The following is a 13,101-nucleotide window of genomic DNA, read 5'->3' as shown; positions in this document are numbered from 1 at the left end:
CATGTCCATGACTACGAGGGGCTCCATGAGCAAGGAAATCGAAGATCACCGCCTGTTTAACCACAGCCATAACCAGCCATTTGCCGAGGTACTGGCTCAGCACGTCTCCCGGCGCGACGTAATGCGGGGCGGCCTGGGGTTGGCGGCGGCTTCTATGCTGGGGTTTGGCGGTGCGGCTCAAGCACTCGCAGGCGAACAGGCGAAGACGCCACTAACCCTCGCGTTTGAAGCGGTACGTGGTTCTCGTACCGATGCCATCGTTGTGCCGGAAGGATACGTGGCTCAAGTGTTGGTGTCCTGGGGCACGCCGCTGCAGGCAGGCCAGGAGTGGCAAGCCGACCAGCCCATGACGCCCGAGCGCCAAGCGATGAGCGTGGGCATGCATCACGACGGCATGGCCGGTTTTGCCCTGGATGCGGATAACGCCTCGCGCCGTTTTGTGCTGGCGCTGAACAACGAGTACATCGACCAAGACGCGCTATGGGCACCCCAAGGTGGGCCGACCAATGCCGAGGCGGGCGCGCGCCCAGCGGACGAATCGCGCACTGAAATCAATGCCCATGGTGTGACGATTGTCGAAGTAGAGAAAGACGCCAGCGGCCAGTGGTCTCATGTTGCCAACTCGCCCTATAACCGCCGCTTCACCAGCGCCACGGTGATGGATCTTGCCGGCCCCGTGGCGGGTAGCGACTACGTAAAAACCCAGTTCTCCCCTGACGGCACACAAACCCGTGGTACCAACAACAACTGCGGTAACGGCGTAACACCCTGGGGCACTTACATCGCCTGTGAAGAGAACTGGCCCGATATCTTCGTCAACCGTGGCGAGCGCTTCCAAGACGATGCGCGCATCGGCATTCCTACGGATAAAAGCCGCTATGGCTGGGATACCTCGGCAGGCGATGCTAGTGAACAGAACGGCGAGTTTGCGCGCTTTGATATCACTCCACGCGGTGAGCGTGCCGAAGATGATTACCGCAACGAAGCGCGCACTTTTGGCTACCAGGTAGAAGTCGACCCCTACAGCGGCGCCCGAGCGGTGAAGCGCACGGCGCTGGGGCGTTTTCGCCATGAGGGGTGCTGGCTGGGTAAACTGGAAGCAGGCAAGCCCATTGTGTTCTATTCAGGCCACGATGCCCGTAACGAGTATGTCTATAAGTACGTCTCTGATGCCGCCTGGGACCCTGCCGATGCCAACCGCCCCGGCGCGGAGTACGACCGCCTCGCCATTGGCAGCAAGTATATGGATAACGGCACGCTCTATGTCGCCCGCTTCCATGCCGATGGCAGCGGCGAGTGGCTGCCCTTAACGCCGAATGCTAAGACACAGGATGGCCGCATGTTGGCCGCTGCGCTTGGCCTAGCCGAGAACGACTTGGCAGGCATCATCATCAACACCTGCGATGCTGCTGATCTAATGGGCGCCACGCCAATGGACCGCCCCGAGTGGGCCACGGTAGACCCGGCCTCGGGTGAGGTGTATCTCACGCTCACTAATAACACCCAGCGTAGTGAAGAGGGCAGCGATGCCACCTTCACCAACGACGGAAGCGAGCTTGCCCAGCCGGGCGTTGGCTTCGCTACCGCCCCTGCGAACGCCGCGAACCCCCGCGCCAATAACGAGGCCGGGCACGTGATTCGTTGGCGGGAGAGCCGCTTGCCCAACGCCTTCACCTGGGAAGTGTTTGTGTTCGGCGCAGCTGCCGATGACGCGGATAACCACTCCGGGCTAAACGAGATGAACCAGTTTGCCAGCCCCGATGGCCTGTGGTTCGACGAGCGTGAAGGCGGCCAAGGCATTCTCTGGATTCAGACCGACAACGGCTATGAAGGCGTTACCGAGCACACCAACGACCAGCTACTGGCCGTGGTGCCCCAAGGGTTAGAGGATATTCGCGGTACGGGGCCGGTGATCAACAGTAGCAACCAGCAACAGCTCAAACGCTTTGCGGTGGGCCCGAACGGCTGTGAAGTTACCGGTATCTTTGCCACGCCGGATAAAACCGCGCTGTTCATTAATATTCAGCACCCCGGCAATTGGCCAGCTGATGCTAATGCGTTGGTGCAAGACGCCACTGCGGCGGCGAGTGGACAAGTACGCCCGCGTGCCGCCACCGTGGTGATTCAGAAACGTGATGGTGGGCCGGTGGGGGTGTAAACCGCTAACGCGCTACCGCTGTTTTAAGCAGTCACCAAAGCCTCGCGAATGCGGGGCTTTTTAACGGGCATCAGCGCCGCCCATAGGCCATTAAAAACACGTCTACAGCGCTGGTGATCTGGTGCTTTAGCTCGTCATCCGTGGGCGGTGGGCGTACGCCCATACGAACTTCTTTGGTCAGCATTCCCTGCCACATGCTGCAGAGTTGATCGGCAGCTAGTGCGGGGGCGGGCAGGGTAAGGTGGCCTGCGCTGGCCAGTCCTTCCAGTTTTTCCCGCAGCCACTGGCTAATAGCCCAGGGGCCTGCCTCAAAAAAAGCCTGTAACAGCTTGGGGTGCTGCTCGCCCTGCTGACTCATCACCCGCTCGACCGCCAATACATGGGGCTCCAGTAAAAAGCGCACCATGCCGATGCCTACTTCAATGAGCGACTGGCGTACTGCGTCGTGGGTGTCGGGGAGCTGCTCTAACCCTTGCCGAATTGTTGCGGTTTCTCGCCGTATCAAACCCTTCCCAGAGCGGAAGACCCACACCTTGTCGCACGCATTGCCACCGTGCTGGCACCGTACCCAGGGGCGACTCCCGAACAAATCGAAGCCTTGGTCGCGCGTCCTATCGAACAGGAGCTACGCACCATTGCTGAGATTGATGTACTGGAATCTACCTCGCGGCAAGGCATTGCCGTGCTCAGCCTGGAGCTGAGCGACGCGGTGACCAATGTCACGCCGGTGTGGAGCCGCGTGCGCGATAAGCTCAGCGATGTAGCGCCCTCGCTACCGGAAGGCGTGCAAACGCCGGAGTTGTTGGATGACCGTGGCTATGCGTTCAGTATCGTGGCCGCGCTGCGCTGGACGTTGGATACCCCGCCCAATCCACAGCTGATGGAGCGCTATGCCGAACGCCTAGAAGATCAGTTACGGCAGGTAGCGGGCACCGAATATACCCACCGTTTTGGCGTCGCCGGGGAGCAGGTCGAGGTGATGGTAGACCCGCTGGAACTGAATGCGTTAGGACTCTCGGTTGGTCAGCTTGCCGGGGCCATTGAGGCGAGCGACGGCCGCCGTACGGCTGGCGAGGTGGTCACACAAGGGCATCGGCTAACGGTGGGCTTGAGCGGCGAGTTTGATGCGCTTGACCGGCTGCGAGAGATCAACGTCACCATCCAGCAGGGCCAGAGCGTCAAGCTAGGGGAAATTGCCGAGCTGCGCCGTGGTGTTCAAGACCCACCCAGCGCGGTGGCGCTGCTAAACGGTGAGCGGGCCGTATTTGTAGGTGCCCGTATGGTACCGGGCCAGCGTATCGATGCGTGGGTTGAGCGTGCCCAGGCGCAACTAGCGGCGTTTGACGATGAACTGCCGATAGGGCTGGCGGTAGAAGAAGTCTTTGAGCAGGCCAGCTATACCAACCAGCGCCTCAGTGATGTAGCGATTAGCCTACTGATGGGCCTGGCCCCGCCGGGGAGTTCGTCGGGCCGCTTGCCATGGCGGTCATGGTGGCGCTGGTCAGCTCTTATCTGATTTCGCTGCTGCTGGTGCCTGCGCTTTCGCCCATGCTGCTGGCCAAGGTAGCCGCTAAACCGCCTGTCCCGCGAGATAATATAATGAAGCGGGCGTTTCGCGGCACGATTCGCAGCACACTGCGCCACCCCGTGGCGGCGATGGTGATCACCCTCTGTGTGCCGGTAGGTGGAATAGCGCTGATGCCAACGCTAGACGTGGCGTTCTTCCCTCTCGCCGACCGCGACCAGTTCCATATTGAAGTGCGCTTGCCCGCCGCCAGTAGTATCGCCAAGACAGAAGCGCTGGCCCACGAAGTAGAGAGCATGGTGCGCGAGCTGCCGGGTGTAGTGCGTGTCTCGTCGTTTATCGGCGAAAGTGCGCCGATGATGTATTACAACGTGTTAACTAATGAAGATAACAACCCCGCCTTCCTTCATCTGATCGTCGATACGGTATCGTTAGAGGCCACCAATCAACAGGTGCCGGGGCTGCAGCAATCTCTGGATAAGCGCTTTCCTCAAGCCCAAAGCGTTGTGCGCAAATACGAGCAAGGCTCGCCTTTTAAAGCGCCCATTGAGCTTCGCGTGTATGGCGATGATCTGGAGGTGCTCTCCTCCCTGGGCCTGGAGCTAGCGGGCCTGATGCACCAGCTTCCCCAGGTAACCCACGTACGCGCAGGGATGCAGCGTGATTTGCCTCGGCTAGTGCTTGATGTCGACCACACCGCATTGAGCGATGCAGGGCTGACGACGCAGAGCCTGGCGGAACAGGTAGGTGCTGCCCTCTCCGGCCAGCCTGCCGGTATGTTGTTGGAAGATACACAACAACTACCGGTACGTGTGCGTTATGCCGATGGGTGGCGTACCGATGCCGAGCAGCTAGCCGCACTGCGTTTGGTGAGTGACCAAGTGGCCGAAGGCTTACCGTTAGCGGCTGTTGCTGAAAGCTATCTTGCCCCTTCATGGAGTGTGATTACCCGGCGAAATGCCGAGCGAGTGCAGCTGGTGCAAGGCTATTTAGTGGCGGATGCGCTACCGGCCGTATCCATGGCGCAGTTAGATGCCAAGCTTCAGGCAGCGCTTGTGAACGGTGAGCTGACGTTGCCCGCTGGATACCGTATTGAAACGGGGGGCGAGGCCGCTGAGCGCGATGAGGCAGTAGGTAAACTGCTCGCCTCAGTGGTGCTGCTGGTGATTGCCATGGTGGCTACGGTGGTGCTGGCGTTTAACTCCTTCCGCCGCGCCGCCATTGTGTTTATTGCCGGCGCCCAGGCCATGGGCATGGGGATTGTGGCGCTGCTGATGAGTGGCCATGCGTTTGGCTTCGTGATTATCGTCGGCATTATGGGGTTGGTAGGCGTCGCCATTAACGCCACCATCATTATTATTGCCGCCTTTGATGATGATCCGGACGCCCGGCAAGGCGATATGGAGGCGATGCTCGCGGTCATCAGCGGCCCCACGAGTCGGCACATTGTGTCTACTACTATCACTACTTTTGCGGGGCTCATTCCTCTTATGGTGGCCGCAGGCGGGCTATGGCCGCCCTTCGCGCAAACCGTCGGGTTTGGATTACTCTTGGCTACGTTGGTGTCGTTTTTCTTTACGCCAGCACTCTACAGGCTGTGGGTGGCCTCTTCTGGTGGTGAAAGCAGTCACAGCTGATGCCATAGCATCGCCAGACAGCCGTTCACTGCGCGGCAAGAGCAAAGGTGAGGATAAGGGGCCAAACGGCCCCTTTATCGTTGATTCATCTAGCGGGTGGCGGCGAAAGAGGCGGTGGTGGAGTGATCCACCGCATCCGCGAGCATTTCGGCGGTGATGGCGGAGAGTGTCCAGCCCAGGTGGCCGTGGCCCGTGTTGTAGAACACCGTCGGCAAGCGGCCCGGGCCCACTTTGGGCAGCATGTTCGGCATCATCGGGCGCAGGCCCGCCCAAGGCACCACTCGTTGAGTACTCACGCCGGGGAAGCACTGCTCTACCCAGCGCACCAGCGGCTGAATCCGGTCGTTACGAATATCGCGGTTCGCGCCGTTAAACTCAGCGGTACCGGCCACGCGGAAGCGGTCGTTGCCCAGGCGGCTGGTCACCAGCTTGGTTTCGTCATCCAGCAGGCTCACGGTGGGGGCGGCCTGTTGCGAGGCTTCGTCGTCCAGCTGCACGGTGATGGAGTAGCCTTTGACCGGGTAGATGTTAACGCGGTCACCCAACTTGGCGGCGATGGCACGACTGCCAACGCCCGCACACACCACCACGCTATCAAAGCTTTGGCGTATTTCTTCCCCGTCGATTGAAGCGCTGACCCAGGCACTGTTTTCATCCGCACCGAGGTCGGTGACTTGATGGCCGTAGTTAAGATGCACACCCCGTTTGGCGGCTGCGTTCGCCAATCCATTGGTGTACTTATGGATATCCCCGGTGGCGTCGCTTTCGGTAAAGAAGCCACCGTAGTAGCTACCCGCCAGCGTGGGTTCGATGGCGCGCATTTCCTCCGGGGTCACGGCACGGCGCTCAAGCCCGCCTTGGTGCAGAAGCTGTGAGACCTTAGCGGCATGCTCGTAGCCCGCTTTATCGCGGTAGATATGCAGAATGCCTTTCTGTTTCAGGTCGAAATCGATCTGCTCGTCTCGCGCCCACTGAAACAGGTGCTCCCTGGCGGCAATGGCGAGGCGCGTTGTTTCGGTGGTGTTGTCGGCATAGCGGGGAATGGCGGCGATAAATTCCGCAAACCAGCTCAGCTTGTGCCAGGTAGGGCGAGGATTGACGAGCAGCGGGGCGTCGTTTTTCAGCATCCAGCGCAGGCCTTTGATGACCGTAGGCCAGTGGTTCCATACCTCAGCGTTTGAAGCGGAAAGCTGGCCACCGTTGGCAAACGAGGTTTCCATCGCGGCGTAGCGATGCTTTTCAAACACAGTGACGTCAAAGCCGCGTTTCACGAGGGCGTAGGCGCTGGTAATACCGGTAATACCACCGCCAATAATTGCAATGCGTTGCATGAGTCTCTCCACAGATTGTATGAGCGTCGGGCGATACCCCCAGCAAACGTGTTTGCTAGGCGTACCCCTTCCGTCATGGAACCTGAGAGATTCACGCCGATGATGTGGCGCTTGCTCCTTCGGTGGGCTGAGTGACGCAGTCATCAACCGCTCTTCGGAACGTATTGGTAAAAACGTTAGCCGTTGCGGTCCGTTGGCCTGAGAGTTTCCGGGGTCGTTGCTCCTTCGGCGCTGGTGTCGTGCACCAGTCTCTCCCGCAAATGCGTACTTAACGTTGTAACGCGGTAGTGCTAAAAAGGAAATAGGCGAAAAGTGGAAGCCGCTCAATCGCGTGGCTTTGCCAGTTTGCGTGTTTTCACACACAATGCCCGCTATCTTCAACGAGCTATCTTCAACGAGCTATCTTCAACTCGCTATTTTCGATCAATTATCTTCAAGCAATGGACAACGCGCATGCAGGCAAACGGATTTTTTGAGGGCATCGGCGAGGCGATAGGCGACGCCATCCGAGTCGTGGTGGAGTTTTTGGTGGGGCTCTTCACCAACTTCTTTGGTGCCTTTGATGACTTTATCGGCGGGCTGACGCGTTCGCTGGGGATTAACGACTCGTTTTTAAGCCTAGCGATACTGCTGATTGGCCTGCTGGTGCTATGGGGTGGGCTGCGTGCGTTTTTGCGTGGCTCCATTATTGGCGGCATTTTCCGCACGCTGATTGGGCTGTTTATCCTGTCGTGGCTGATGATGTAGCGCCCCGGCCTCCGACCCACGCCTGCGCGATGCCGCAGGCGATCACTAGCCCACAGCCGCTTAACTGCAGCGGCGAAAGCGCTTCGCCAAACAGGCTCCAGCCAAAAATCACCACCGCCACCGGTTCACAGTAAGCCAGCGTGCCGTATAGCGCGGTGGGCAGGCGGTTAATCGCCATCACCGCGCACAGCAGCGCCAAAAAACCGGGCACAAGGCCTGCAGCCAACAACCACGGCACTTGCCATGCACTGGCGGTTAGTCCTGCTGGCTGCCATAGCGCAAACGGCAAGATCACCAGCGCCCCGACCGCCAACTGCCAGAAGGCGCAGGTGCGGTCATCCAGGTGGCGCGGCAAGCGGCGGTTCGTCAGGATAAAACCGCTGTAAGCTAGCATGGCCGCTAAGCCAAAACCCATGCCAATCACGTCCTGCTGATCGTCCAGGTTGAGCCGAAACTCCTGCATCATCGCGAACCCAAACAGCGCCAAGCCAATGAGCAAAACCTGCGCCGCTGCAAGCCGTTCGTTAAACAGCGCATGGGCCGCGATAGCCGCCACAATCGGCGCGAGATACACCATCAAAATGGCGTTGGCCATTTGGGTGTAGTTCATCGCCTGCACGTAAAACAGGATGAACGCCGCCAGCAAACTACCGCTAATCACCACCTGCCGCCCTGGCAGTGTGGTGAGTCCTGCATGGCGTTTTGTCAGCAGTAAATAGCCGAGCAAAAACAGCGCCCCTAACCCCAACCGGTAGAAGGTAATGCTCTCTGCATTCAGCCCGGTGATGCGCGAGATCACCCCGATGGTGGCCATGCCCACCGCCGCCACCACCGCAAGCAATAGGCTGGAAGGAGCAACGGTGAGCGAGGGAGTCGGTAGTGGCATGCTGGTCGTCCTTGAGCGAGTTTCATGAGCATATGACGCATTGTCATTTGCTTCTTTGGTGCATTTTGTCATCATCTGCACTCTTTTTGTGCAAAGGCGAGTGCGATGAAAACGTATCTTGGTAAGATGCGCGGAGAACGAACGCCGCGCCCCCGGGTAGGCTGGCAGGATGCCTGCTGGTCGTGGCTGGGTGCCTTTACTGGCATGGCGCTGATTTGCTGGCTAAGCGCCGAGTGGCTCTCCCAGCAGCTGTTGATCGTGGGCTCGTTCGGGGCAACCTCGGTGCTGATTTACGCCGCCCCGGAAAGCCCTTTTGCCCAGCCCAGCCATGTGCTGTTTGGCAGCGTGCTCTCTGCCTGTGTGGGCGTGGGCTGCTATCAACTGTTGGGGGCCACGCCGCTTTCCATGGCGTTGGCGGTGTCGCTCTCCATTTTGGTCATGCAGCTTACCCATACCGTTCACCCGCCAGGGGCTGCCGCTGCGCTGATTGCCGTGGCAGGCGGTGCCAGCGTGCATCAGTTGGGCTGGTGGTACCCGCTGATCCCCATTGGCGCAGGCTGCATCGTCATGCTGGTGGTGGCGATTCTGGTCAATAACTTGGCGCGCCACCGCCGCTATCCGCGCTACTGGTAGCGCTGTAGCTGCGCTTCCAGGGCAAAAATATGCGCATCTTCGGTGCCCAACTCGCGCAGCGCTTGGGCGAGGTTCAGCAAGTAAGCGCTGTTAGGGCCGCTGGGACCATGGGCCTGGGCTATTTGCTGGGCGATATCGGCCAGCGGGGCATCGCCTAAAAACGCCGGGTTGTCTTCGCTGGCCAGATAAATCAGCCCCTCGCTAGGCGCTTGGTCGGCGTCAGGGTTACCCGCTTCATCCAAAAACGTCAGCGTGACTTTTTCCCGCAGGTAGCCGTTTTTCTCCCGCACATCCAACGGTGCGAGCACCTCTGGGGTGATGCGGTAGGCCATGCCGTGACATACCGCGCCTTCGGCACGAATCAGCGTCGCCACTCGCCCCGGTGCTTCCGGCGTGCCGCGGTGGTCGTGGGAGCCCTGCCAGAAGCGCCGCGCCCAGCCGGTAATCGCTGCAGGCCGGCGCTCTAAATAGTCAAAATCGGCTTTCCAAATCAGCGAACCGTAGCCAAAAAGCCAGATATCCGCATGGCCGTCGAAGAAGTTTCTTTGCTGGTTTAACGTCGTGGTATCAAGCAACATAAGCGATCTACATTTGTGACCAAAGTGGCTGCACGCGCATGGCGTTAACGGTGGTTCATCATCCGGGTTATACGATTGATTTACCAGCTAGACGTAGTGCTCTATGACGCGGGCGTGGATGTGCATCACGACGACCGTCTAGGCTACCTCTCACTGAGCAGCAACGGCCTCTACGCCCGCGACCGCTATGTGCTCGACCTGTGCCGCCACGCGGCCATTCCCGTGGCGGCGGCAGACGTACTGGCGGCTCATTAACGCTCCGATTGAAAAGGATGAACGCGATGCGCGCTATTTTTCTGGTCGATAACGGCTCTCTGCGGCCTCAGGCAACCCACAGCCTGCGCCGCGTGGCGGCAGCGTTGAGCGAGACGTTAGGGGAGACTGTTCAGGCGGCCTCGCTGTTGCACTCCAATAAAATCCCCGCTGAAGAGGTCGACGGCATTCCCGCCATTACGTTAGGCCCCGCTGCCGAGCGCAGCGCCGAGGCAGGCGCCACCGAGATTATCGTGCTGCCGTTTTTCTTCGGCCCCAGCAAAGCGCTAACGGGGTACTTACCAGAGCGAATGGCCGCGTTGCAGGCACGCTTCCTTAACGTGTCGGTGCGGGTTGCGCAGCCGCTGGTGGATGAGCTGGGGAATAACGACCTGCGCTTGGCACAATTGTTGGCCGATAACGTACGTGCGCAGCTGCCTGAACAAGGTGCTGCCAAGGTCGCGCTGGTGGACCACGGTAGCCCTATCCCCGATGTTACCGCCGTGCGTAACCGCTTAGCGGGGCAATTGAGCGTGCTGTTGGGCGACGACGTGCGCTGCGTGGCGGCGGCCTCTATGGAGCGACGTGACGGCGACGAGTACCGCTTTAACGAGCCGCTATTGGAGCACCTGCTGGATACGCCCGAATTCAGCAGCGGCCACGTGGTGCTGGCAATGCTGTTTCTCTCGCCAGGCCGTCATGCCGGTGAAGGCGGTGACATTGCCGAGATTTGCGCCGCCGCCGAGCAACGCCATCGCGGATTAACGGTGGCGACCACCGCGCTAGTAGGTGAGCACGTGGGCATTGTCGAGATTCTCCACTCGCGACTCCGCCAAGCGATTGATGGTGAACGTTTTCTGCTCGACATGCCCGCGCAGACGGTAAAAGACGGTGAGCAGAAGTCTTCAGGGGAGATGTAACGCCGCCCAAAGGCGCGTAGAATCGCGTGCTTTTGCACGCATGTCGCTCCTCCATCAGGGCTATGTCGCCAACCAGGGTCTCTATCTTGATCGCCACCGCCAACATCACCATGCAGTTCGGGGCCAAGCCCCTATTCGAAAACGTCTCCGTCAAATTTAATAACGGCCATCGCTACGGTTTGATTGGCGCCAACGGCTGCGGCAAGTCTACCTTCATGAAAATCCTCGGCGGCGAGCTGGAACCCTCGTCTGGCCAGGTGATGCTGGACAGCAGCACCCGGCTGGGCAAGCTGCGTCAGGACCAGTTTGCCTATGAGAACGAGCGGGTCATCGACACCGTTATCATGGGCAACGCCGAGCTATGGAAAGTGGCCGCCGAGCGTGAGCGGATCTACTCGCTGGCCGAGATGAGCGAAGAAGACGGCATGGCCGTGGCCGACCTGGAAGTGCAGTATGCCGAGCTGGATGGCTACACCGCCGAGTCCCGCGCGGGCGAGCTGCTGCTGGGCCTGGGCATTCCCATCGAGCAGCACACCGGCCCCATGAGCGAAGTCGCTCCCGGCTGGAAGCTGCGCGTGCTGCTGGCCCAGGCACTGTTCTCCGACCCGGACGTGCTGCTGCTGGACGAACCCACCAACCACCTGGATATCAACACCATCCGCTGGCTGGAAGAGATTCTAAAAGCGCGTAGCAGCACCATGGTGATTATTTCCCACGACCGTCACTTCCTGAACAGCGTGTGTACCCACATGGCGGATCTGGATTACGGCGAAATCACCCTGTTCCCCGGTAACTACGACGACTACATGACGGCCGCCACCGCTGCCCGTGAGCGTCAGCACTCTGATAACGCCAAGAAGAAAGCGCAAATTGCCGAGCTGCAGCAGTTCGTCAGCCGCTTCTCGGCCAACGCCTCTAAAGCGAAGCAGGCCACCTCGCGGGCGCGCCAGATCGATAAAATTAAGCTGGAAGATATCAAACCCTCCAGCCGGGTGAGCCCGTTTATCCGCTTTGATCAAAACAAGAAGATCCACCGTAACGCGGTGAACGTAGATGCGATTACCAAAGGCTACGACGGCGAGCCGCTGTTCAAGCGCTTCTCTATGACTGTCGAAGCGGGCGAGCGCATTGCCATCATCGGCCCTAACGGCATTGGCAAAACCACGCTGCTGAAAACCCTGGGCGGGGATCTACGCCCAGATGCCGGTGAAGTGAAGTGGACCGATGCCGCCGAGCTTGGCGTATTCGCCCAAGACCACGCCGATGACTTCGCCAATGACGCCACGCTGTTTGAGTGGATGGGCCAGTGGACCAAAGGCGGCGAACAGGTGGTGCGCGGCGCGCTGGGCCGCATGCTGTTTTCCAGCGACGATATCGGCAAATCGGTGAAGGTGATTTCCGGCGGCGAGCAGGGGCGGATGCTGTTCGGTAAGTTAACGCTCACCAATCCCAACGTGCTGCTGATGGACGAGCCCACCAACCACCTGGACATGGAGTCTATCGAGGCGCTCAACCTGGCGCTGGAGAACTATCCTGGCACGCTGCTGTTCGTCAGCCACGACCGGGAGTTTGTCTCCAGCCTCGCCACCCGCATTATCGACATGCAGCCGGAGGGCATCGTCGACTTCAGCGGCAGCTACGACGACTACCTGCGCAGCCAGGGCGTGGTGTAGCGCTTAACCAATGATTTGAGCGTAGGTGGCCTCGGTGGCTGGCTCTCGGTCGGCATCCAGCATGTCGCCGCTGAAGGTCTCGTTCATCTCTTTGGCGAGTTCCACATACACGTGCATCTGCTGATTGCGGCGTTTGTGCAGCGGCGGCTTCACCAGCAGGCTCACTCCACGGATCGGCTCGTGGGTTTCGCCCCTCAGCAGGTCGGGCATTTCCCCCGGCGGAAAAGCATTGGCCACGGTGACGGGGTTGGAGGGCTGCTGGCCGTCGATCAGAAAGACTTTCTTGATGGCATCGTAATGGGCGCCTTTTTCCCTCAGCCACTCGGTCAGTCGGGCATCGGTCGAGGCATCCGGCTGATGGAAGATGACGAACAGCGAATGCTGTTTTACCTTGCCGGTTCGTTTGGTGGGCGGCGGCGGAGGCTCGAGTTAAGCTCAGTTCTTGTGTATGGAGGGCAGTAGAGAGGGTGGCGTATCCTGTTGATTGATCTCGCCAGATCACAACCAACATAGGACGGATACGCCATGAGCAATTCTACTCTCCAAGCCGTGACGCAGCCAGACACCGGCGCTACTGATCCGTTGCATGAGCTGCTGCGCAAAGGGGCCCGAGACCTGATCGCCAAGGCCGTGGAGGCGGAGTTGAGCACGTTTCTGGAGCAATATGCCGACAAGACGCTGGAAGACGGCCGCCGTGTCGTCGTCCGCAACGGCTACCTGCCGGAGCGCACCGTGCAAACCGGTATCGGCGACGCGAGATC

13 protein-coding genes, 1 pseudogene and 2 riboswitches are annotated in these 13,101 nt (G+C 59.8%); of the genes and pseudogenes, 9 read left to right on the top strand and 5 right to left on the bottom strand.

The window, feature by feature from the left end:
• The first annotated feature begins 25 nt into the window (after positions 1-25).
• Positions 26-2,158: a PhoX family phosphatase gene (locus tag A3220_RS07495; RefSeq protein WP_062374162.1), complete on the top strand. Its 2,133-nt coding sequence runs from the start codon at positions 26-28 to the stop codon at positions 2,156-2,158.
• Between the two features lie 70 nt (positions 2,159-2,228).
• Here the strand turns inward: A3220_RS07495 and A3220_RS07490 are convergent, their stop codons facing one another.
• Positions 2,229-2,663, bottom strand: coding sequence for a TetR/AcrR family transcriptional regulator C-terminal domain-containing protein (locus A3220_RS07490; RefSeq protein WP_244891595.1), 435 nt, complete (start codon positions 2,661-2,663; stop codon positions 2,229-2,231).
• Here A3220_RS07490 and A3220_RS17850 point away from each other — a divergent pair.
• Positions 2,631-3,674 carry an efflux RND transporter permease subunit gene (locus tag A3220_RS17850; RefSeq protein WP_252860431.1) on the top strand — a complete coding sequence of 348 codons (1,044 nt, stop codon included), beginning with the start codon at positions 2,631-2,633 and terminating at the stop codon, positions 3,672-3,674. The genes A3220_RS07490 and A3220_RS17850 overlap by 33 nt on opposite strands.
• Positions 3,638-5,320, top strand: a complete 1,683-nt coding sequence (locus A3220_RS17845) for an efflux RND transporter permease subunit (protein WP_252860430.1) — start codon at positions 3,638-3,640, stop codon at positions 5,318-5,320. The genes A3220_RS17850 and A3220_RS17845 overlap by 37 nt, the downstream gene beginning before the upstream one ends.
• 89 nt (positions 5,321-5,409) lie before the next feature.
• On the opposite strand, the gene A3220_RS07480 is transcribed toward A3220_RS17845, so the two are convergent.
• Complete coding sequence (locus A3220_RS07480; RefSeq protein ID WP_062374160.1) at positions 5,410-6,651, bottom strand: D-amino acid dehydrogenase; 1,242 nt, start codon at positions 6,649-6,651, stop codon at positions 5,410-5,412.
• A 60-nt stretch (positions 6,652-6,711) separates the two neighbouring features.
• A riboswitch (glycine riboswitch) is annotated at positions 6,712-6,819 on the bottom strand.
• Between the two features lie 8 nt (positions 6,820-6,827).
• Positions 6,828-6,918, bottom strand: a riboswitch (glycine riboswitch).
• A 186-nt stretch (positions 6,919-7,104) separates the two neighbouring features.
• Here A3220_RS07480 and A3220_RS07475 point away from each other — a divergent pair.
• On the top strand, positions 7,105-7,398 hold the full coding sequence (locus tag A3220_RS07475; RefSeq protein ID WP_044630200.1) for a hypothetical protein: 294 nt from the start codon (positions 7,105-7,107) through the stop codon (positions 7,396-7,398).
• Here the strand turns inward: A3220_RS07475 and A3220_RS07470 are convergent.
• Positions 7,373-8,284 carry a DMT family transporter gene (locus A3220_RS07470; protein ID WP_062374157.1) on the bottom strand — a complete coding sequence of 304 codons (912 nt, stop codon included), beginning with the start codon at positions 8,282-8,284 and terminating at the stop codon, positions 7,373-7,375. The two genes, A3220_RS07475 and A3220_RS07470, sit on opposite strands and share 26 nt — an antisense overlap.
• Positions 8,285-8,389: 105 nt before the next feature.
• Here A3220_RS07470 and A3220_RS07465 point away from each other — a divergent pair, with 105 nt between their 5' ends.
• The gene (locus tag A3220_RS07465; RefSeq protein ID WP_016915214.1) at positions 8,390-8,917 is read left to right on the top strand and encodes an HPP family protein; all 528 of its coding nucleotides are present in this window, start codon (positions 8,390-8,392) and stop codon (positions 8,915-8,917) included.
• Here the strand turns inward: A3220_RS07465 and A3220_RS07460 are convergent.
• Complete coding sequence (locus tag A3220_RS07460) at positions 8,908-9,495, bottom strand: gamma-glutamylcyclotransferase (protein ID WP_062374154.1); 588 nt, start codon at positions 9,493-9,495, stop codon at positions 8,908-8,910. The two genes, A3220_RS07465 and A3220_RS07460, sit on opposite strands and share 10 nt — an antisense overlap.
• 75 nt (positions 9,496-9,570) lie before the next feature.
• Between A3220_RS07460 and A3220_RS07455 the strand changes: the two genes are divergently transcribed.
• From A3220_RS07455 to A3220_RS07445, 3 genes are all read left to right on the top strand, one after another.
• On the top strand, positions 9,571-9,750 hold the full coding sequence (locus A3220_RS07455) for a hypothetical protein (RefSeq protein ID WP_062374151.1): 180 nt from the start codon (positions 9,571-9,573) through the stop codon (positions 9,748-9,750).
• A gap of 26 nt (positions 9,751-9,776) precedes the next feature.
• Positions 9,777-10,667 carry a CbiX/SirB N-terminal domain-containing protein gene (locus A3220_RS07450; RefSeq protein WP_058578098.1) on the top strand — a complete coding sequence of 297 codons (891 nt, stop codon included), beginning with the start codon at positions 9,777-9,779 and terminating at the stop codon, positions 10,665-10,667.
• An 86-nt stretch (positions 10,668-10,753) separates the two neighbouring features.
• Positions 10,754-12,340: an ABC-F family ATPase gene (locus tag A3220_RS07445; protein WP_062374148.1), complete on the top strand. Its 1,587-nt coding sequence runs from the start codon at positions 10,754-10,756 to the stop codon at positions 12,338-12,340.
• Positions 12,341-12,343: 3 nt separating this feature from the next.
• Here A3220_RS07445 and A3220_RS07440 read toward each other — a convergent pair whose 3' ends face one another.
• Entirely contained in the window at positions 12,344-12,670 is a 327-nt protein-coding gene (locus tag A3220_RS07440; protein WP_354702731.1) for a cell division protein ZipA C-terminal FtsZ-binding domain-containing protein, read from the bottom strand.
• Positions 12,671-12,865: 195 nt separating this feature from the next.
• Between A3220_RS07440 and A3220_RS07435 the strand changes: the two are divergent.
• Positions 12,866-13,101, top strand: a pseudogene (locus A3220_RS07435) (IS256 family transposase); the annotation flags it as partial.

The organism is Halomonas sp. KX33721 (assembly GCF_001596805.1).
In the GTDB taxonomy this organism is placed as follows: domain Bacteria; phylum Pseudomonadota; class Gammaproteobacteria; order Pseudomonadales; family Halomonadaceae; genus Vreelandella; species Vreelandella aquamarina.
The sequence above is the reverse complement of the archived record's forward strand: the minus strand, read 5'-3'. Positions and strand labels throughout refer to the sequence as shown.